This window comes from Elusimicrobiota bacterium, assembly GCA_016722575.1.
In the GTDB taxonomy this organism is placed as follows: domain Bacteria; phylum Elusimicrobiota; class Elusimicrobia; order FEN-1173; family FEN-1173; genus JADKIY01.
In genome coordinates, this window is sequence record JADKIY010000002.1 from 654,497 (window position 1) to 673,897 (window position 19,401).

Genomic DNA, 19,401 nt, shown 5'->3' on the forward strand with positions numbered 1-19,401 from the left:
CAGCCAAAACCGCGACGCGCTCACGACGGATTCCCGTTCTCGGCCCAAAACCGGTGGCCCGTGTGGTGGACGAAGACGTCTTCCAAGGTGGGTTTACCGACGGAAGCGGCGGCGACCAGATCGGGGAAGGCGACGACGATTTGGGGGATCAATTCGTGGGCCCGGTCCCGCTCAAAGCGAACGGACCCGTCTTGAACCACCGCGTCGACCCCGAAGCGCTCTTTGAGGCCGGCCGCCAAAAGGTCCGGCGAGACCGTGGTCACCCAGACCACGTCCCCCTGAATCGCCTCTTTCAACACCGCGGGGGTCCCCAGGGCGGCGATCCGCCCGCGGTCCAAAATGATTAGGCGGTCGCACCGCTCGGCCTCTTCCATGAGGTGGGTGGTGACCAGGACCGTCACGCCGTCTTTCTTCAAACTTTTCAGATAGGTCCAAACGTCCCGTCGGGCCCCCGGGTCCAAGCCCGTGGTCGGTTCGTCCATCAGGAGAAGGGCGGGGCGGTGCAATAGGCTTTTGGCGATCTCGGCCCGGCGCTGGAGGCCGCCCGACAAACGCTCGACCAAGTCCCCCGCCCGGTCGGCCAAACCCAAATGGCCCAACATTTCGGTCGACCGTTCCGCCAGTTCGGCGCCGTGCAGGCCGTAAAGGCGGCCCTGGTGGCGGAGATTTTCCATCACGGTTAATTTTTTGTCCAGGCTGGGCGATTGAAAAACGACGCCCATTTTCTGACGTGCGGCGTCGGGCGCGGCCGTCACGTCGGTGTCGAACAACCGGGCGCCGCCCCCGGTGGGCCGGAGGGCCGTGGACAGAATGCGGAAGAGGGTGGTTTTTCCCCCGCCGTTGGGACCCAAAACGCCGAAGAGTTCTCCCGGGGCCACGTCGAAATCGATGCCCTGGAGGGCCACCCGCGCGGGGCCCCCGGGGTTTTTGTATTCGTGGCGGAGGCCTTTGACCTGGACGGCCGGAATCACAAAGCCCCCCGACGGTCCAGAACCAAAATCAACAGGAGCGCCGGCAGGTAAAGCACCGAGGCCAGGAACACCCGCCGGGCCCGAACGTCCGAATGCTCGCGGAAGAAAACGAAGGACAATCCGAGGAGCCCCAGGCCCATCACGAAGGCCGCGCCGAAATAAATCGTCCCGGCCAATCCCAGGAAGGTGGGCAACAGGCTGACGCTCGTGAGCGCCAGCGTCGTCACCACCATGTGGCGGGCCGTGGTCTCCCCATCGGGTTCGACCGCGGGGAGCATGGCCAGGCCGGCCCGGGCGTAATCGGCCCGGTAAAGCCAGGCCAGGGAAAAAAAGTGGGGGTATTGCCAGAAAAACAAAATGGCGAAGAGGACCCAGGCCCCGGGATTCAAGCGACCGGCGGCCGCGGACCAACCGATGACCGGCGGGAGGGCGCCGGCCACCGCCCCGAACAGGGTGTTCAAAGCGGAGATCTTTTTAAGCGGGGTGTATACGTAGAGATACACGCACAACGTCAATCCGGCGATGACCGCGGTGAGGGAATTGACCGCGGCCGAAAAATAAAGGACTCCCGCCACCGCCAGAAGGGCCCCCAGAAAAAGGGCCTCCCCGGGGTTTAAGCGCCGAGCGGGCAGGGGCCGGTTTTCGGTTCGATGCATTCGGGCGTCCACGTCGCGCTCCAGAAGCATGTTCAAGGCGCAGGCCCCGCCGGAGACGAGCAGGGTGCCCACCACCGTGTGAAAAAGCCGCGCCGGCCCGACGCGTCCGCCGGACCCCAGAAAAAACCCCGCCAAGGCCGTGACCGCGGCCATCGCGCTGATGCCCGGCTTGGTCAACGTCACGTAATCGCGAAATCGTCCCAGGGCCACGGGGCGGCCCCGCCAGGACAACAGCGTCAAGGCCGCCGAAAGACCCAACAGGAGCGCCCCCGTCATGACGTGGCTTGTGGCCAGCACCACGGGGCGTACCGGGCTCGCGATCCATTGGGGGACCAGAAGCGACAAAAGGGTCGCCGTTCCCAAAACCACTTGAACGACATACGCCAGGGCCAGAACCGAGGCCAGTCGCCAGAGGCGCGGGTCGGTCCCGTCCCCCAGGGAAAGACGGCGAAACACCCACCCCATCCCCAGAAGAATCAATACCGCGTTGGCGATGTGAAGCCCCGCGGCGTGCCCCGTGTGCCGGACGACCGCCCCCAGGATCAATTGGGCATACAACGTCAGAAATAAAAGGAGGGCGACATGGGGCAGGGCCACGTTCGCCGGGTCGCCGTCCACCGACGGGGACCGTTCGCGCCAAGCCCGGGACGTCCAAACCACCAGGGCCACGGACAGGCCGAAAAAGGTTTGCGCCAGGCAGGCGTGGGTGATGGACACGGCCTTGGGAAGGCGAAGAAGAACCGTGAGTCCGCCGAAGAGACCTTGAAGAACGACCAAGCCCAGAGCCGCGTTGGCGGCGCGGCGAACCCAGGCCCGGGGCTCTTTTTTCCAAAACACGAGGTTCAAGGCGATGGTCAAAAGGCCGACGGAGGCGGCGGCCAGCCGGTGCCCGTGCTCAAAAAGGATCCCGCCGATCATGGGGGGCATGAAGCGGCCGTAGGACAGCGGCCAATCGGGCACCGTCAATCCCGAATGGGTGCTGGTGACCAGCCCCCCGATGAACACCAACAGCAGGGTGGCGGCGGCCAGGGCCCAGGCGAAGCGGTGGGGCCAAGGGCTCGGAACGGCGGGCGGTTCGGACATCGACATGAACGAGAATCCCCTCCGGGGATTTATTGAGGCAGGGAGTGCGTGGGGCGCTGGCCTTTGCGGATATGATACACCACCAGGCCCACCAGCGAACCCATTAAAAGAAACGGAAGGACCAACAAAAGGAGAATGGCCCAGAAAAAACCCCGGTTGAGCGACGACCCGGGCGCCCCGAAACAGACCGCGCAGGCCCGGGCGTTCACGGCGATCATCGAAACCAACGCCGCCGCCGGGAGTTTTTTCACGGCCGGGCGACGCCGATGTCCGGGAGAACCGCCAGCACCAAAACCGCCACCAGGAACAACCCCGTGAACAACAGGGCCCGAATCGTCTTTCCTTCCCATTTCAGGTGCATGAACACGCTGGCGATCAGGGTGCATTTGGTGAGAGCGATCAAGGCGGCCAGGGGGATGGCCACCCGGTGCGACAAATGGAGGTAGCTGAGAAAAACGGTGACGCCCGTCAAAATCGCCAGACCGCCGAACACCGCGGCGTAAAGGGGAACCGGGGATTTTTGGTTGTCCATCGTCAGACCAGGTAGAACATCGGAAAAAGGATCACCCACACCAAATCCACAAAATGCCAGTAAAGGCCCGCGTATTCCACGCGCTCGTGGTGTTGGGCGTTGTAGCGGCCGCGAAGGCCGTTGCGGAGGATGTAGCCGTTGAACACCAGGCCGCCGATGATGTGGAGAGCGTGGAGTCCGGTCAGCGTGAAATAGAAGGAACCGAAGAGACCGGAGGAGATCGTGAGGCCTTCGGAAATCTTGTGGTGGTATTCAAACATTTTAACGCACAGGAACAGGACCCCCAGACCCAGGGTGGATATCATGTTCCGGGCGAAGGACCGCCGGTCGTCCCGTTGAATGGCGGCCAGGGCCAGCACCATGGTGAAGCTGGAAAGGATGAGGAGGAAGGTGTTCATCGTGGCCAGGGGCCGTCCCAGGATTTCTTCGGACGGCACGCCGAAGTCGGGGCTGCCCATGCGAAGAACAATGTAGGCGCTGATGAAGGCGCCGAAGAGCATGATTTCCGAGGACAAAAACACCCACATCCCCAGCTTGCCCGAGGGGATGGGCGTCGACGGCGGAAAGGCGGGCGCGGCGGATTCGGACATCAGTTTTTCTCCCATTGGGGCCAGAAATCCTTGGGGCGACCCGGAACGCTGTATTCGTAGGGCGCCCGATGGGCGGCCGGGACGGAGGTGAAATTGCCGTGGGGCGGCGGCGACGGGCAGGCCCATTCCAGGGTCGTCGCGTCCCAGGGGTTTTCCCGGGCGACGGCGCCCTTCGTCATGGATTTAAAGAAGTTGTAGAGGAAGGGGAATTGAAACAACAACAGCAGGATCGCCGACGCCAGTTGGTAGGGGCTCAAGAACTGGGTGGTCAGGTTGTGGGATTGAACCGTCGGATCGTAAAGCCGTCGCTGCATGCCCGCCAAGCCCTGGATGAACATCGGCATAAAGATGCCGTTCATGCCGACCAGGGTTCCCCAAAAATGGATTTTGCCCAAGCGATCGTCCATGAAACGGCCGAACATCTTCGGGAACCAATGATAAACCCCGGCCATCAGGGCGATGATCGTTCCGGTGACCACCACGTAGTGAAAATGGCCGATCACGTAATAGGTGTCGTGCAAATAAATGTCGGTCGGCAGAAAACCCAGGGGCAGGCCCGTGAGGCCCCCGATGCCGAACATCGGAAGGAAAGCCAGGGCGAAGAGCATGGGCACCGTGAAACGGATCTTCCCGCCCCAGAGGCTAAAGAGCAGGCAGCTCAGGATGGCCACCGAGGGAATGGAAATCACCATGGTGGTGGTCATGAAGAACATGCTCAGGGACGTTTTCATGCCGCTCACGAACATGTGGTGGGCCCAGACGAGAAAAGAGAACACGCCGACGAAAACCATGGAACCGACCATCGTCGTATAGCCGAAAAGCGGTTTGCGGGTGTTGGCGGCGATGATTTCGGAGACGATGCCCATGGCCGGAAGCACCAGGACGTACACCTCGGGGTGGGCCAGAAACCAAAAGAGGTGCTGCCACAGGAGCGGACTGCCGCCGCCCGCCCGCTCCAGCATTTTGCCGCCGACCACCAGACCCATGGGAATGTAGAAACTCGTGCCCGCCACCCGGTCCAGGAGTTGGAGAATGGCCCCCGATTGAAGCACCGGGAACGCGAACAAAAGAAGGACGGCCGTAATGAGCTGGGCCCAGACGAACAGCGGCAGGCGCCTCCAGGTGAGGCCCGGCGCCCGCAGGTTGACCGTGGTGACGATAAAATTGATGGACCCCAACAGGGAGGACGTGATCAGAAAGGTCATGCCGAGCAGCCACACGGTCTGCCCCGGGTTGACGACCGAAAGCGGCGGGTAGGAGGTCCAGCCCGACTGGGCGGGACCGCCCGGAAGGACGAAGCTCAGGAGCATCACGACGCCGCCCAAGGCGTAGACCCAATAACTGCTCATGTTGAGCCGGGGAAAGGCCATGTCGGGGGCCCCGATCTGGAGGGGCAGGAAGTAGTTGCCAAAGAATCCGACGCCCAGGGGGACCACCCCCAGAAAGATCATGATGGTCCCGTGCATGGCGCCCAATTGGTTGTAGAGGGCGGGCAACATGACGCCGCCCGGGGCGATGGCGTCGGGCAGGAGGCCGCCGATCAAAGGAAGGGGGCGGCCCGGAAACGCCAATTGCCAGCGCATCAGAAGGATGAAGGCGAAGCCCAGGAGAAGGAACGCCATGGACGTGAAAAGGTATTGCAACCCGATCACCTTGTGATCCAGGCTGAAAACGTACGTCCGCCAAAAGCTTTTTTGCCGATGTTCGTCGTTCATAGGGGGCTTACTCCGACCAGTCGCCGGCGGCGACCACTTTGGGTTTCGCGGTGGCTTTGGCCTGGGAAACGCCGGCCCACCACTGGGCGTAATCTTCCGGGGTCTGCACCACGATCTCGCCCCGCATCACGTAATGGCCCGCGCCGCAAAGTTGGGCGCAGCCGATTTCAAAGCGGCCGACCCGGTTGGGTTCGAACCACAAGGGAATTTTCATGCCGGGCACGACGTCCTGCTTCACCCGGAATTCCGGAACGAAAAAGCTGTGGATCACGTCTTTGGACGTCATCTGGAGGATCGTCGGCTTGCCCAGGGGCACGTGGAGCTCGTTGTAAAGCACCAAGTCGTCGTCGGCCGCCGGGTCCGTGTCGTCCAGGCCCAGGGGGTTGGACACCGTCACCCGCGCGGGGTCCCGTCGGCCCAATTTTCCGTCGGGCCCGGGGTAATGAAACCCCCAGGAAAACTGCTCGGCGGACAAGCCCACCACGTTGGAGGCGGCTTCCGCGGGAAAATCCTGTTTAATGTGGGACCAAATCGGAAGACCGAAGACGAAGATCAGCCACAATTCGAACACGAGGACCAAGGCGTCGGGGACGAAGGAGGACGCGTGGCCCTTCCACCCCTGGTAGGACGCCCGGGCCACCTTCTTTTGCTGAAACCGCCAAAGACAATAGACGAAAAAGGCCAGCCAAAGGAGGAAGATCGCGATCATGCCCACGTGAAGAACGGTGAGCGAGGTGTCGACCCGCCCCGCGTAGGTCGAGGCCGCCACCGGCAAACCCACCCGGTAATTGCGAAGCAGTTCGTCCATGGACGGGGAGGGCCGGAGCGCTACTCGCTCCAGTCGTCCTTTGCGGCGGTCGCGGGCCGAAGGGAGAAAACGTATTCCACCAAATCGTTGATCTCGTCGTCGGTCAAATACTGGCCCCAGGGCGGCATCCGGATCATCGGAGGCGGCAGGGAAGCGTCGGCGGGCAGCGACACCCGGCCCTTGTGGAGCAAGGCGCGCAATTCATCCTTGGAATACCCGTCGGCCGCGTAGGTGAGGGTCAAAATCTTCCCCCCCACGACGTTGTTGTTGGGGTACCCGCCCTGGCCGCGTTCGCCGTGACAGCCCACGCACCCGACGCGCGTGAAGAGCATCTCCCCCCGCTTGAGCGGTTCGGCCTTGACGGCCGGGGCGTCCCAGGGGGGCTTGGCCCGGTAAATTTCCCCTTTGAGCGACGTCAGGTAGGCCACCAGATCTTCCCGAACATTTTCCTTCAGTTTAAAGTTCGGCATGGCCGTCCCCGGCTTCCAAGCGGCGGGGTTGGTGAGCCAGAGGCGGATCCATTCGGGCGTTTTCCGGAAACCCACGGTGGTCAGATCGGGCCCGGCTTGCCCGCCGCCTTTGTCCCCGACACGGTGGCAGGTGATGCATCCCAGACCGACGAAATAAGACCGTCCGCGGGCCACGGGGTCTTTGGAACCCGCGCAACCCGCCAAAATCACCAAAAACAGGAGTCCGCTGAATCGTGACATTTGAAGGGGGGATTCTATAATCTCCCAACCCCCCCGGCAAGAGGCCTTGAAAAAATCGGATTCATCTGCTATGTTGGTTTTACGATGACCTCAAGAGAATCCTTCGCCGCTGGCCTTCGCCGGACCCGTCGCCTCGCCGCGGCCGCGCCGGGCGTGGCCGTGTTGCTGGCGCTTGTGACCCTCGTCGCCGTTCCGGCCCGCGCCGAATTGGACGACAACGTCGATTACATGAACGATTGGGCCGAGCGGGACCGGGGCTCGGGGTGGAATTTTTCCCCCGCGCTCAACGGCGGATCCACTTCGTTGCTCCACGGGTATAAAGGGTATAAGAACCTGGGCAACGTCGGTTTGGACCTCTACATGCGCCCTCCGGAACCCCAATTTCCCCGCTGGTACAACCACATGATCTTCCGGCTCTCCGCCGACTACTTCCCCCTCCAAGTCCCTTCGCAAGTGGTGGGAATCACCGAAGACCTCTATTCATTGAACGGCACCGCCCTTTGGCGGTTTTCCAACTTTGGCCAATCCGAACACAACCAATGGATTCCCTATTTGGGCGCGGGGGTGGGCGTTTACCTCGACTCCGTGACGGTGGACACGCTGGCCACCGGCAAGGTGAAGACCACCGAACAATATCTGGGAGTGACCGGGTCGGCCGGCGTGATGCTGCCGGCCATCGGACCCATCCGCTTGGTTCCCGAAATTCGCTATCACACCTTTCGCCAAGCCGGCAACTATTGGGCTTCGCACCTGACCTACCAGGTCGGGGCGGCCATTTGGTTCCCGGCGAAAGTGATCGAACAATGACCCGGTCCCTTTCCCGCCTCTCGGCGTTGGCCCTGGCGATCCTGGCCGTCGGCGCCTGCAAGAGGAAAGACAACAACCCCCTGGTCGGAACCCCCGGCGGCGGCGTCACCGGCGTCAATTTGGCCGTGCGCGGCGTGGACAACACCCAATTTCCGGACATCAAGGTCCTCCTTCAACCCAGGACCAGCGGCGGCGCCGCGATCACGGACTTGACGGTCGGTAATTTCCAGATCCTCCAGGGCGGCAAAGCGGGGCCGATCCCCGCGGCCTATGGCTCCGCCTCCGGCTATCCCTTTTCCGTCATGCTGGTCATGGACCACAGCGGCAGCATGGCCATTGACGACGGCACCGGGTCCACCCGGTTGGCTCTGGCCCAACAGGCCGCGGCGGCCTTTTTGAACGCTCTGGGCGCCGACGACCAAGCGGCCTACGTTGAATTTGATGATTCGGTTAACTTTGTCCAAGGCTTTACCAGCGACAAGAGCGTCGTCATCGCCGCCGTCAACGCCAGCACGCCGGCCGGCGCCACCGCCTGCTACGATGGCATCGTCAAGGGCGCCGAGGAATTGAGCAAAGGCACCGGTCTCCGGCTCTTGGTCTTTCTGACGGACGGCGACGACAACTCCAGCACCAACAGCCCCGCCATGGCGCAGGAAAAATTGGCCACGGCGGGAGTGATCGCCTGCGGCATTGTGGTCGGCGGCGACATCGCGGACACGACCGTTTTGGACGGCATCGCCACCAGCACCGGCGGCCAACTGTTGAGCGGAACCACGGCGTTGGAGCTCCAAACAGCTTTCAACACCATTTTGACGTCGGGGTTGTTCGACGACATCTACGCCCTCAGTTTTCGGAGCAAAAACAGCCAAGGGAGCGCCACCTACAGCATTTATATCAACTACGGCTCTTTCACGGATCGGGCCGACTTGGTGGATTTCCTCTAAACGCCTTTCCCCCTTTAAACTAAAAACCCGTCCCACGAACAGCGTGGGGCGGGTTTTTTTATTGAAAGCCGAAAGACGCGGTCAGCCGTATTTGTATTGGACCCCGAACCCGCCCCGGGGCCAATGGCAGTCGATGTTGTCGAAGGGGCAGAGCATGCGGCAGGCGCCGCATTCGATGCAGTTTTCAAAGGAGACGATGATCTTCTTCTGGTCGCCTTCCCACCGGTAGACCTGGGCGGGGCAGACCGTCGTGCAGGGCTTGCTGTCGCACTTTTGGGCGCAGGGGTCGGCGGCTTTGATCGAAATGTGGGGGTGGTGGTCGGCCTTGTATGTCAGGGTTCCGAGCTTTTCGTCGACGTTGATCTTGGGAAGGTCGGTCATTTTAGTTCTCGTGGGTCAGTTTGCGGAATTTGAGGCCCGCTTTGAGGCCCATTTTCAAAAGGTTGTACGCGTTGCCCCAGTTCATTTCGGAAGCGATGAGGCTTTTCACGCCCTTGTTGCGGAGCGCCCGCTTGATGATGGCGGCTTGCACGTCCCGCCGGGGCCGTCCGTCGACGGCGAAATAATCCATCGCCGACTGGGCCAGGAGGGTCGGCGCTTCCGCCACAAAATCCAGGTGTTTTTCGATTTCGGTCTCGAGGTTACGATGATCGTATAGATCCGGGATCACGAAGGAGTCCCGCAGTTTCTTCTGATAATTCGAAAGGGTTTTGGAGGAAAAATCGCCCGCGGCTTTGGCCTCGATGACCGTTTCCCCCGCCATGCGTCCGGCGGCCATGGCCAGATTGGACCCTTCCCGGTGGGAAGGATTGACCATCTGGGCCGCGTCGCCGGCGATGAGAAAACCGTCGGCGTAGAGGGGCGGCATCGAGTTGTACCCCCCTTCTGGGATCAAGTGGGCCGAGTATTCCAGGGGTTTGGCGTCCCGCAGCACCCGGCGGACCAGGGGGTGGTTTTTGGCGGCTTCGAGCAAATCGGGCGGACGGATGCCGGTTTTCTGGAGGTGGGAGAGCTTGGCGCCGACGCCGAAGGAGATGCTCTCCTTGTTGGTGTAGAGAAAAGCGTAGCCGAGCATGCCCTGGGTAATGTCCCCAAACATCTCGATGGTCGTGCCTTCGCCCCGTTCCAAGTTGAACCGGTCTTCCAGCTTTTCCCGGGGGAGGGCCAACACTTCCTTGACCCCCAAGGCCACTTCGTCGGCCTTCCATTCGTCCATCAAGCCGAGCTGCTGGGCCAACAAGGAGTTGACGCCGTCGGCCGCCACCACCACGTCGGCGTAAAGCTCGTCGCCCTCGCTGGTTTTAACGCCGACGACCTTGCCGTCTTTTCTAAGGCCCTCGCGCACGGTCACGCCGGTGAACAACTGGGCTCCGGCTTCTTCGGCCTTCTTCGAGAACCAGCGGTCGAAGTTGCATCGGATGATCGTGTAACAGTTGTGGGGTTCCTGAAGCCATCGGTCGGATTTGAATCCGACCTGAAGGCCGGAATCGGGGGAGAGGACCCAAATGCGCTGTTCGGTGATGGGGCGTTCCATGGGGTTTTGGGGATCTTTCCAAAACCCGGGGACGATGTCCTCGAGCATTTTGGCGTAGAGGACCGCGCCCTGAACGTTCTTGGCGCCCGGGTATTCGCCGCGCTCCAACAAAACAACGCTGAGGCCCGCCCGGGCCATGGTGAGGGCCGCCGCGGTCCCCGCGGGACCCGCGCCCACCACAATCGCGTCAAATTTTTCGTCGGCCATCGAATCTCTCCGTCAACCCACGGGGGGCACGAGCCGGCCCACCGCCGCGTCCAGCGCCAGGGGCGTGAACGGCTTTTCCAGAAACGACTGCACCTGGGGGAACTTCGCGAACATGTCTTTGGCGAACCCCAGGGCCGAAAGGACCATCACCGGCAGGGCGTTCAGGCGGCCGTCGTCGGCCAGCAGAAGAAGCAGCGAATGACCGTCCAACCCGGGGAGCATGATGTCCAACAAAAGCAGGTCCACTTTTTCCCGTTTCAACACGGCCAAGGCCTCGGTGCCCGAGGGCGCTTCCAACACGGTGTGGCCGCTTCGCTCCAAAACGATCTTGGCGATCTCGCGGGTTCCCGCGTCGTCCTCCGCCAAAAGGATCGTGGCCACGGTCGTCGAGGGCTTATTGGCCCTCGTAGAGCTCCTTGTATCGGGCGGGGAACTTGGCTTTGAAATCGGCCAGCAATTTTTCCCGGTGGGTTTTCCAAGCGGCGGCGTTCTTGCCGGATTTCCGCTTTTCGCTGTCGTACACCAGGAAGCGATAAACGGCCTTGCCTTCCACGTCCGAAATATCGCAACCGGGCTTCGACATCATGCGCTTCACGTAGCGTTGCCAGATATCCGTTTCCACCTGCCAAACGTTCTTGTTCGAGAAGAGAATCTTTTGGCCGGACTGCAATTTGGCCAGATTCGCGGCCTTTTCCTCTTTTTTACCGGGAACTTCAAAGAACTGGGAGTTCAACGGTCGGGAGGCCGTGTGGCACTTTTGGCATTTCACCAAAAGCACGTTGTTGTAGGCGTCCTGAAGTTCCTTGGGGTAGGCGGCAACATCGACGGCGGCCGGGCCGAAATCGTTGGCGTAGGGGTTGGCCAGAGCTTTTTGTTTTTCCGCCTCGGCGGCGGGATCGGCCGCGCGGACCCAACCGGCGAAAAGGGTCAAAAGGACAACAAGGGCTGAGCGTTTCATGGGGTTCCTACCTTTCGTGATGGGCGGTCGAAGCCGTCCGTAAATCCATTCTACCACTCTTCCGTCTTCTCCGCGATGCTGAACAAATACGTCATCAAATCGTCGAGTTCCTGGCCCTTGATTTTCTCTTTCCAGGAGGGCATGTAAAGCGGCGGCGTCGGCCCCTGGGGATCCGCTTTGCCGACGATGGGAACGCCTTTTTCCAATTTCTGCCGCAATTCCTCGCGTTTGTAGGTCCCCATCACTTTTTTCAAATTGGGTTCGGTGCCGCCTTGATAGTTAAAGTTGCGAATTCCTCCCGATCCGTCCGGGGCGTGGCAGGCGGCGCAGCCGAATTTCACGTAGACGGCCCGGCCGCGCTCCACCGCGGTGCGAAGGACCGGTTCGGGTCGGGGCGCCGCGGGCACCACGACGTTCGAGGGAATCTTGTCCTTGGCGAAGGAAAGAACATACGTCGTGACGGCGCGGGCGTCCGCATCGGACAACTGGAAGAACGGCATGCCGGAGGGGGCAATCGGCTCCTCGTTGAATTCCGCCTTGGGGTCCCCGGGCACCAGCGTCCAGGGGTCCGTCGCCACGTGGAGGCGAATCCATTCGGCCAAGGTGCGCTCCTCTTCGGGGAGATCCGTGTGGCTCCAATCGATCCGGGAAAGGGGCTTGTCGGACGTTTCCTCGGCCAAGTCGACGGAGATGGGGCCGCCCTGTCCGTGAATCTGATGGCAACCGATGCACCCGTGTTCTTTAAAGAGGGATTCGCCCCGACGCCAGGCGGCGGTGAAGGGCATGGCTTTTTCGTCGTGCAGATTCGAGTGGCATTTGGCGCAGGACGCCTGAAGATACGCCCCTCGGTGAAGGGGCTTTTCCCAGTGAGGCACCGGCCCGTGGGCGGCTTTCACCGTCGTGGCCAGGCCTTGCCCTTCGTGGCAAACCGTGCATCCGAACTTTTCCACGGGGTGGGTCTTATGAACGTCGTTGGCCCGGGCTGAAAAAGGTTGTTCGGTGAAATCGGTTTCCCCGGTGGGGCTCAACACCGGGTCAAAACCCAGGTGGCAGGTGGTGCAACGATCGTAGCGGTCCATGCCCGGAACGATTAACTGGCGGAGGCGGACCGGCTGGGCCCGTACCAGGGCAAGTTTCTTGGTCAGCCGCTCTTTTTCTTCGGGCGCGTTGGCCCCGTCCAGCGCTTCCGTCAGACGTTTGATTTCCTTTGCGTAGAACGTTTTCTGGTAACCCTTCCATTCCCGATCGGCGTCTTTGACGGCCGCGGCCAGGAAAAGGATTAAAAGCAAAACATTCCCTCCCACGAACAAATTCCGAAGGGTGAAATAACGCGTGAGCAGGGTTTCTTTCAGGCTCATATGTTCAGATTGAGGCTCGGGAGGCTTAAAATGTATTTAATGTTGAAACCGAGCCGGGCGCCCATCTTGAGGACGACCCCCAGCATCGACAACAGCAGGACCATGGTCACGACGTATTGGAGGAGGCTGACCGGGGATTTTCGAAGGTATCGCTGGGGCAACAAAAAGCCCATCACGATCACAATGGAAAGGAAGAAGGCGATGTAGAAGATTTCCGTCACGCCGAAATGCGGCATGTTTTTGCCGATAAAATCGTATTTCGAGAGGAAGGTGTGGGTCGTTTTGGCCAAGACGCCGATGGCGATCGAGACGATCACGGCAATCCCCACGGATTTCTTGAAGGGCAGATCTTTGTTCACCAACTTAGGCAAAACCACCCCCGCGCCGAAATAGGTCGTGAACAACCCGCCGGCCGCGGCCAAGGCCGCGCCCACGCCCGCCCAACCGGAAATTTGAAGTCCCGCGGTTTTTTGGCTGGTGAAAAATTGGCCCATTTTATCGTCGAGGTTGACCAAGATGAGGCTCCAGGTCGGCGGCGGCAGGGGTTTGTGGGAGGCCCAGCTTTCCCAGGGCCAATACCAGGCCCAGTTGGGGCCTCGCATAAAGGTGCCGATGGCGATCAACACAAACCACAAGCCGACCCCGAAAAGGAAGACGGTGTTGGCGAAGGGGCGCTCCTTAATGGAGTAATAGCCCACGCCGGTCTTGGGGTCCGGATCCAAATACGGGATGGCGATCAGGCCCAGGGCGATGACGCCCGGCAACTTAACGCCGGCGAGCCAGGGGTCAAAATAAACCAGAAGCTCCTGCAGGCCCAGGAAATACCAGGGGGCTTTGGAGGGGTTGGGCGTGACCGTGGGGTTCGCCAATTCTTCCAGGGGCGCGTTTTGCAGAACGGACCAGCCCACGAGGAAAATGAGCATCAAAATGGCGCCGAGGTATTCCCGAACCACGAGATTGGGCCAGACTTCCATCTTTTTCTCGGGCGGATCGCCGGCCAAAGGAGCGGCGGAGAACCCGTCCTTGCGGATGCGCCAGAAGTGGACGATCATGAGAATCCCGGCCACCACGGGGACCGCCACGCAGTGCATGACGTAAAAACGGAGAAGGGTGTTGGCCCCGACGGAGGTGCCCCCCAGGAGGGCGAAGCGCGCGTCGTTGGCGGAATTGACGCCCAAGAGCGACGAGAAGGGCCCTTCGGCCCCGAGGAACGGCGTGGCGCTGGCCATGTTGGTGCCGACGGTCACGGCCCAGATGGCCAACTGGTCCCAGGGAAGAAGATAACCGGTGAAGGAAAGGAAAAGGGTCAGCACCAACAGCACGACGCCCACGCCCCAATTAAACTCCCGGGGGGTCTTATAGGCGCCGGTCAAAAACACACGGACCATGTGGAGGATGACCAAGAGAACCATGGTGTGGGCGCTCCACCGGTGAAGGTTGCGCAGGAAAAGCCCCATGGACACCGCGAACTCCAAGTCTTTCATGTCGCGGTAGGCCAGTTCCACCGCCGGACGGTAGTAGAACATCAACAAAATGCCCGTGATGGTCAAAATCATGAACAGCCCGAAGGACAGGCCGCCGAGGCCCCAGGTGTAGGTGAAACGAACGGCGCGTTGGCGGATGCGGGCGGGGTGAAGGTGGAGCCAAACGTTCCCCAGGATGTGCTGGGCGCGGTCCCGGGAGGTGTCTTTCCAGGTGCCGCCCCGGAACATGGAGCGCCAAATTTGGGTGTTGATCAACTTTTCTTTAAGCTCGTTGACGGAAGGCATGGATCAGACGGCGACCGGGATAAAGAAAGCCCCGCGGTCGCGGAACCCCGGCCGGTTTTCCATTTGGGATTTGTCGACGACCAAGTCCCCGTCGGGGGTGACGTCGACGGAGCAGCGCCAGAGCGGTTTGGGCGCCGGTCCGGCAATGACGTCGCCGGCGACGTTGAAATTGGAGCCGTGGCAGGGGCACCGAAAGCGGCTTTCGGCTTGAAACCAGTTGGGCGTGCACCCGAGGTGGGTGCAACGGGACCAAAGAGCGTAGACCCCCTTGTCGTCGCGGATGACCCAGACGCGGTTCTCTTTGTTGACGGTGACGCCCTGGGGCAGGTCTTTCAGCTTTCCCATTTTAAAGCGCTGGGACGGTTCGTAGAGAACGTTGGGAAGCATGTAGCGGGCGGTGGCGGCGGCGCTTCCGGCCAAAAAAGCTCCAAAGGCGCCCCAGGCGCCGGCGATCAAGCCGCGACGGGTGACTTCCGGGTTAAAAAAATTTCCTTCGGGCGCCGGGGTGGAACCCGACGGGGATGAGGGAACGTCGGACATGGACGAGAACTCGTTTGACGAAATTGGCGTTGCGGCCTGAGTTTACAAGTTCACTTGGGCGGTGTCAAACCGACCGGCGACGCGCTCTTCGCTAGCGCGCGGCCAGAGCCCCGCTCACCGTTTCTTTCAACTGATGAAAGGTGAACGGCTTGGGCAGATAGGCCTTGATTTCGTTCCCAATAAATCGTTCGAATCGTTTTTCCGCGCAGACGGTGCACAACACAATGGGCAGGGTCGGCCACCGACTTTTTATTTTTTGGGCCGTCTCCAACCCGTCCATGCCCGGCATGCGAAGGTCCAACAGGACCAGGTCCGCCGGTGATTTTTCCAAGAGGGCGAGGGCTTCCTCGCCGGAACTGACGGTTTGAACCCCGAACCCCTGATCGGCCAATTCCAACCGGAGAACGTCCCGAATGCCCGGATCGTCCTCCACCACAAGCACCGTTTGATTCAACGCACACCCCCTATTTGGATTCGAGCTCCGAGTTCCAATAAGCGTTGTCCACGAAGCGTTGCCAGGACTGACGCACTTTAAAATGGGACCGGAAAACCAGGGAGGCCGGGCCTTTCCATTTGGGCCGGGTGGGGCGGATCAAGAGCCTCATCCCCGCCTCTTCGGGCAGGCGGCTTCCTTTTTTCAAATTGCAGGGGATGCAGGAGGTCACGATGTTTTCCCAGGTGGTCGCGCCCTCGCGGCAGCGGGGAACCACGTGGTCCAAATTCAGGTTTTCCGTTGAAAACTTCACGCCGCAATAACAGCACCGGTAGCCGTAATGTTCGTAAATGTTTCGACGGGTGAATTTGACCTGACTCAACGGGAGGCGATCAAACACGCGCAGAGCGATCACTTCGGGAATGGCGAGCTTAAAGGACGGCGTTCGAATGAACCCCGCCGGGTTTCCCCCCCGCTCGATGGAGAGCTCCCGCCAACTGTCGAAGGAGTAAGTGCGGTATTCCTGGTCTACAACGTGGGCGTGGTCGAGGTAAAGGAGGGTCAGCGCTCGCTTGAGCGAGGTGATTTGAATGGCGTAAAACTGCCGATTAAGGACCAAGACATCGCCGGACATAGTCGGGCCCCCGTTTTATTGATTGCGACAAAACCGCCAGAAGCCGGGGGAAGGCTGGGGACGGCTAACAGAAAGAAGAGTTTAGCAAAAAACAAACACGCAATGGACGTTTTTAAAGGAGGTATCGGGAGGGGCGATGGGGAAAGGCTTTAAACTAACTTTCGAGCGTGTCGTGGGTCACCAATTCCACCTGAACGCCCAACCCTTTTAACCAGGCCACGGCGGCGTCCAGCGTGGGGCCGTCGCCTTCCAGTTCCAAAACGCTTTCACCGACCGTTTCGGTAATCTTGGCCCGGCGCACGTTGAAGACGATGTCGAACTTCTTGCTCAACTCCCAGGTGATCGGCTTTTGAACCAACGTGGGAGAAAAAATAAGATGCACGCGTTTTTTCACGAACTCGGACTCCGATCTTGATGTCGCGACCAAAACGACCTGGCCGGATCGCTTCGCCCGCGGGCGAATCGCGGTACTCGGTCAGGCGGCCGCCCCCGTCGAACGGTGGGCGTTGAATTCAGCCGACGACTTCCGCCCGAACGGTCGGGCGGTCCAACAAAAAACCTCAAATCCCTCCGGCAAAAAGCCGGTTATTTTCCGCCGGCGATGGCGGTGGGGGTTTCGGTCCCTCGGGGACCGCCCACCGTCTTTTGCCTCCGGCAAAAAGCCGGTTATTTTCCGCCGGCGATGGCGGTGGGGTTTCGGTCCTCGGGGACCGCCCACCGTCTTTTGCCTCCGGCGAAAAGCCGGTTATTTTCCGCCGGCGATGGCCGGGATGATGCTCACTTCGGCGCCCGGGGCCACGGCCGTTTTGGCCCCGTCTTTAAAACGAATGTCTTCGCCGTTCACGAACACGTTGATGAACCGGCGGATCTGGCCCGTCTCGTCGCACAGGCGTTCCTTGAGGCCGGGGAACCCTTTTTCCAAACCGGCGATGATCTGCTCGATCGTCGCGCCCTCCACCTCCACGACGGCCTGGTCTTTCGTCAAGCGCCTCAACGGGGCGGGAATGCGCACTTTTACGGCCATAACAAAGTCTCCTTTAGTGTACGTCACGCCCCGACGGATTCAAGGGGGGGCGCCCCCGGAACCGACCGCGACCCCTTGACACGCTGGTGCAGGGAGCGGAAGGCCTCCAACGTGGGAGGGATATCGTGCAAGACCGCGGTGCGCCCGGCGACGGCTTCGATGGTTTTGTAGCCGCTGCCGGTGATGAAGGCCACCACCGTCTCGTCGGCGGCGATTCTAGCACTCGCCGCCAGCTTTTTCAACACGCCGATGGTCACGCCCCCGGCGGTCTCGGTGAAGAGGCCCTCGGTGCGGGCCAAGAGCTTGATGCCGTCGACGATTTCCTCGTCCGACACGTCCTCGGCGTGGCCCCCGGTCGCCTTGATGATTTTGGCGGCGTAGGGCCCGTCCGCCGGGTTTCCGATGGCCAGGGACTTGGCGATGGTGTTGGGCCGGACGGGCCGGACGATGTCGGTCCCCTCCCGGACGGCGGTCACCACGGGGGCGCAACCGGCCGCCTGGGCGCCCGACATGCGGGTTTTGTGTTTGGAAATCAATCCCAGGTCCTGGAACTCCTGGAGCCCTTTATGAATTTTGGTCAGGAGCGACCCGCTGGCCATGGGGACCACGCAATGGTCCGGTGCCCGCCAACCCAGCTGCTCGGCGACTTCGAACCCCAGGGTTTTGGAGCCCTCGGCGTAATAGGGCCGCACGTTGACGTTCACGAAGGCCCACTTGTAAGCGTCGGCCACTTCGGCGCAAAGACGGTTCACTTCGTCGTAGTTGCCGCGAACGCCCACGAGCACGGGGTCGTAAATTCCGGCGCCGATGATTTTGCCCTGCTCCAAATCCGCGGGGATGAAGACAAAGGTTTTGAGCCCCGCGGAGGCGCCGTAGGCGGCGACCGCCCCGGCCAGGTTCCCCGTGGAGGCGCAGGCCACGGTGTCAAAGCCCAACTCCTTGGCCCGCGTCAAGGCGACGCTCACGACCCGGTCTTTAAAGGAATAGGTGGGGTTCACCGAGTCGTTCTTAATGTAGAGGTTCTTGAGGCCCAATTCCCGGCCCAGGTGTTTGGCGTGGAAAAGCGGCGTAAACCCTTCGTGGATCGTGACCAAATTTTTCGATTCCACGGGAAGGAGATCCCAATAGCGCCACAGGGTTCGGGGCCCGGATTCAATTTTGGCCCGGGTCAGGCCCGTTCGAATCGCGTCGTAATTGTAGTCGACTTCCAGGGGGCCGAAGCAAAATTCGCAGACGTGGGTGGCCAGGGCGGGGTAAATCTGCCCGCATTCCTTGCACTTCAAACCTTTGATTTTCGACGACATGCCGCTGTTCTCCTTGGCCGGACGTTCGGCGCAAAAAAATCCCCGAGGAGAGATCTCCACGGGGAACCCGTTTCTTCGTCTCCTCTTATCGCTCCCCTCGCGCGGGGTCGGCGTTGGCACCTGTCCCGAATCCGATAACGATTCGGCGGTTGCCGTGGGATCATCGGGCGTTGTCCCTCCCCCACTCTGGATAAGAGTACGTCGGTAATTCTAGAAAAGTCGCCTCATTCCGTCAAGATTCGCCCTCAGTCGCCCTCAGGCCGCGGGGCGAATCTTAATGGGTTTTTCACACAGGGACCAGTAAGCGCAGGTGTTCTTGCAGATGTTTTTGAGAGCGAAAGTGATTCCCGCCTCGCACACCTGGTGGTCGTAGGCCCAGCGGCCGATGACGGCCACGGCTTCGGCCGGCGCCGAAAGAAAACGAAGCCCGACGCGGGTGCCCCCGGCCTCCTTTTCGGCCCAAACCACCCGACCGCAGAGGCGAACGCCCCGCAAGGGCCCTTCGGCGTAAAACGTGACCCAGAGCTTTTTGCCCTTGCGAAGGGGGCCGTGAACGTAGGCGTTCAACCCTTCGGTGGAGAGGTTTTCCACAACGCCGTCCCGGGCGCCCTTGAGCCGCCCCAGAAGCCCCACCGGGGCGAAAGACACCAAACCGCCGAATTTCGCCGGAACGGGGATCCGGTGACCACTGCGACGATCCAATTCCATGAAACGCCTCCCACGGAATCGCGGCCCGCCGACGGTCGGCGGCGCCCGAAATTCCTTTCATCGTTGTGTCGATTGTGTCGAGCGGGGTGTGGGATGAGGGATGGGGGATGAATGAG

The 19,401-nt window shown here is 61.2% G+C and carries 23 protein-coding genes and 1 riboswitch; of the genes, 2 read left to right on the forward strand and 21 right to left on the reverse strand.

Annotated elements, in window-relative coordinates:
* Window positions 1-20: 20 nt before the first annotated feature.
* The 8 genes from IPP68_06535 to IPP68_06570 are packed head-to-tail and all read right to left on the reverse strand — an operon-like array spanning window position 21 to window position 7,065.
* Window positions 21-968 (reverse strand): ABC transporter ATP-binding protein, encoded by a 948-nt coding sequence (locus IPP68_06535; protein ID MBL0350013.1) that lies wholly within the window; start codon window positions 966-968, stop codon window positions 21-23.
* Window positions 968-2,716 (reverse strand): protoheme IX farnesyltransferase, encoded by a 1,749-nt coding sequence (gene cyoE, locus IPP68_06540; GenBank protein MBL0350014.1) that lies wholly within the window; start codon window positions 2,714-2,716, stop codon window positions 968-970. The genes IPP68_06535 and cyoE overlap by 1 nt, the downstream gene beginning before the upstream one ends.
* Window positions 2,717-2,739: 23 nt before the next feature.
* The gene (locus tag IPP68_06545; GenBank protein MBL0350015.1) at window positions 2,740-2,961 is read right to left on the reverse strand and encodes a hypothetical protein; all 222 of its coding nucleotides are present in this window, start codon (window positions 2,959-2,961) and stop codon (window positions 2,740-2,742) included.
* Entirely contained in the window at window positions 2,958-3,242 is a 285-nt protein-coding gene (locus IPP68_06550; GenBank protein MBL0350016.1) for a cytochrome C oxidase subunit IV family protein, read from the reverse strand. Before IPP68_06550 ends, IPP68_06545 begins: the two co-directional genes overlap by 4 nt.
* Window positions 3,243-3,244: 2 nt before the next feature.
* Entirely contained in the window at window positions 3,245-3,832 is a 588-nt protein-coding gene (locus IPP68_06555) for a heme-copper oxidase subunit III (protein MBL0350017.1), read from the reverse strand.
* A complete protein-coding gene (locus IPP68_06560; GenBank protein ID MBL0350018.1) occupies window positions 3,832-5,547 on the reverse strand; it encodes a cbb3-type cytochrome c oxidase subunit I in 1,716 nt (571 codons plus the stop codon). The genes IPP68_06555 and IPP68_06560 overlap by 1 nt, the downstream gene beginning before the upstream one ends.
* Before the next feature lie 7 nt (window positions 5,548-5,554).
* Window positions 5,555-6,355 carry a hypothetical protein gene (locus IPP68_06565; protein ID MBL0350019.1) on the reverse strand — a complete coding sequence of 267 codons (801 nt, stop codon included), beginning with the start codon at window positions 6,353-6,355 and terminating at the stop codon, window positions 5,555-5,557.
* A gap of 20 nt (window positions 6,356-6,375) precedes the next feature.
* Window positions 6,376-7,065 carry a cytochrome c gene (locus tag IPP68_06570; GenBank protein MBL0350020.1) on the reverse strand — a complete coding sequence of 230 codons (690 nt, stop codon included), beginning with the start codon at window positions 7,063-7,065 and terminating at the stop codon, window positions 6,376-6,378.
* Between the two features lie 84 nt (window positions 7,066-7,149).
* Here IPP68_06570 and IPP68_06575 point away from each other — a divergent pair, with 84 nt between their 5' ends.
* Both IPP68_06575 and IPP68_06580 read left to right on the forward strand, forming a co-directional pair.
* The gene (locus IPP68_06575) at window positions 7,150-7,872 is read left to right on the forward strand and encodes a hypothetical protein (GenBank protein ID MBL0350021.1); all 723 of its coding nucleotides are present in this window, start codon (window positions 7,150-7,152) and stop codon (window positions 7,870-7,872) included.
* A complete protein-coding gene (locus IPP68_06580) occupies window positions 7,869-8,816 on the forward strand; it encodes a VWA domain-containing protein (protein MBL0350022.1) in 948 nt (315 codons plus the stop codon). The genes IPP68_06575 and IPP68_06580 overlap by 4 nt, the downstream gene beginning before the upstream one ends.
* An 81-nt stretch (window positions 8,817-8,897) precedes the next feature.
* Here the strand turns inward: IPP68_06580 and IPP68_06585 are convergent, their stop codons facing one another.
* The 13 genes from IPP68_06585 to IPP68_06645 all read right to left on the reverse strand — a co-directional run bounded on the left by IPP68_06585 (window position 8,898) and on the right by IPP68_06645 (window position 19,285).
* Window positions 8,898-9,179, reverse strand: a complete 282-nt coding sequence (locus tag IPP68_06585) for a 4Fe-4S dicluster domain-containing protein (protein MBL0350023.1) — start codon at window positions 9,177-9,179, stop codon at window positions 8,898-8,900.
* Window positions 9,180-9,198: 19 nt separating this feature from the next.
* Window positions 9,199-10,557: an FAD-dependent monooxygenase gene (locus IPP68_06590; protein MBL0350024.1), complete on the reverse strand. Its 1,359-nt coding sequence runs from the start codon at window positions 10,555-10,557 to the stop codon at window positions 9,199-9,201.
* A 12-nt stretch (window positions 10,558-10,569) separates the two neighbouring features.
* The gene (locus tag IPP68_06595; GenBank protein MBL0350025.1) at window positions 10,570-10,938 is read right to left on the reverse strand and encodes a response regulator; all 369 of its coding nucleotides are present in this window, start codon (window positions 10,936-10,938) and stop codon (window positions 10,570-10,572) included.
* A 13-nt stretch (window positions 10,939-10,951) separates the two neighbouring features.
* Window positions 10,952-11,515: a hypothetical protein gene (locus tag IPP68_06600; GenBank protein ID MBL0350026.1), complete on the reverse strand. Its 564-nt coding sequence runs from the start codon at window positions 11,513-11,515 to the stop codon at window positions 10,952-10,954.
* A gap of 50 nt (window positions 11,516-11,565) precedes the next feature.
* Entirely contained in the window at window positions 11,566-12,873 is a 1,308-nt protein-coding gene (locus tag IPP68_06605) for a cytochrome c (protein MBL0350027.1), read from the reverse strand.
* Window positions 12,870-14,642: a cytochrome bc complex cytochrome b subunit gene (locus IPP68_06610; protein MBL0350028.1), complete on the reverse strand. Its 1,773-nt coding sequence runs from the start codon at window positions 14,640-14,642 to the stop codon at window positions 12,870-12,872. Before IPP68_06610 ends, IPP68_06605 begins: the two co-directional genes overlap by 4 nt.
* Before the next feature lie 3 nt (window positions 14,643-14,645).
* Complete coding sequence (locus IPP68_06615; protein ID MBL0350029.1) at window positions 14,646-15,182, reverse strand: Rieske 2Fe-2S domain-containing protein; 537 nt, start codon at window positions 15,180-15,182, stop codon at window positions 14,646-14,648.
* A 91-nt stretch (window positions 15,183-15,273) separates the two neighbouring features.
* Window positions 15,274-15,636, reverse strand: a complete 363-nt coding sequence (locus IPP68_06620; protein ID MBL0350030.1) for a response regulator — start codon at window positions 15,634-15,636, stop codon at window positions 15,274-15,276.
* Between the two features lie 10 nt (window positions 15,637-15,646).
* Window positions 15,647-16,249: an HNH endonuclease gene (locus IPP68_06625; protein ID MBL0350031.1), complete on the reverse strand. Its 603-nt coding sequence runs from the start codon at window positions 16,247-16,249 to the stop codon at window positions 15,647-15,649.
* A 154-nt stretch (window positions 16,250-16,403) separates the two neighbouring features.
* Entirely contained in the window at window positions 16,404-16,643 is a 240-nt protein-coding gene (locus IPP68_06630; protein MBL0350032.1) for an NIL domain-containing protein, read from the reverse strand.
* A 351-nt stretch (window positions 16,644-16,994) separates the two neighbouring features.
* Window positions 16,995-17,273 (reverse strand): MoaD/ThiS family protein, encoded by a 279-nt coding sequence (locus IPP68_06635; GenBank protein ID MBL0350033.1) that lies wholly within the window; start codon window positions 17,271-17,273, stop codon window positions 16,995-16,997.
* Window positions 17,274-17,296: 23 nt separating this feature from the next.
* Window positions 17,297-18,577, reverse strand: coding sequence for a threonine synthase (locus IPP68_06640; GenBank protein MBL0350034.1), 1,281 nt, complete (start codon window positions 18,575-18,577; stop codon window positions 17,297-17,299).
* An 82-nt stretch (window positions 18,578-18,659) separates the two neighbouring features.
* A riboswitch (SAM riboswitch) is annotated at window positions 18,660-18,774 on the reverse strand.
* A 58-nt stretch (window positions 18,775-18,832) separates the two neighbouring features.
* Window positions 18,833-19,285 (reverse strand): PilZ domain-containing protein, encoded by a 453-nt coding sequence (locus tag IPP68_06645; protein MBL0350035.1) that lies wholly within the window; start codon window positions 19,283-19,285, stop codon window positions 18,833-18,835.
* Between the last annotated feature and the right edge of the window lie 116 nt (window positions 19,286-19,401).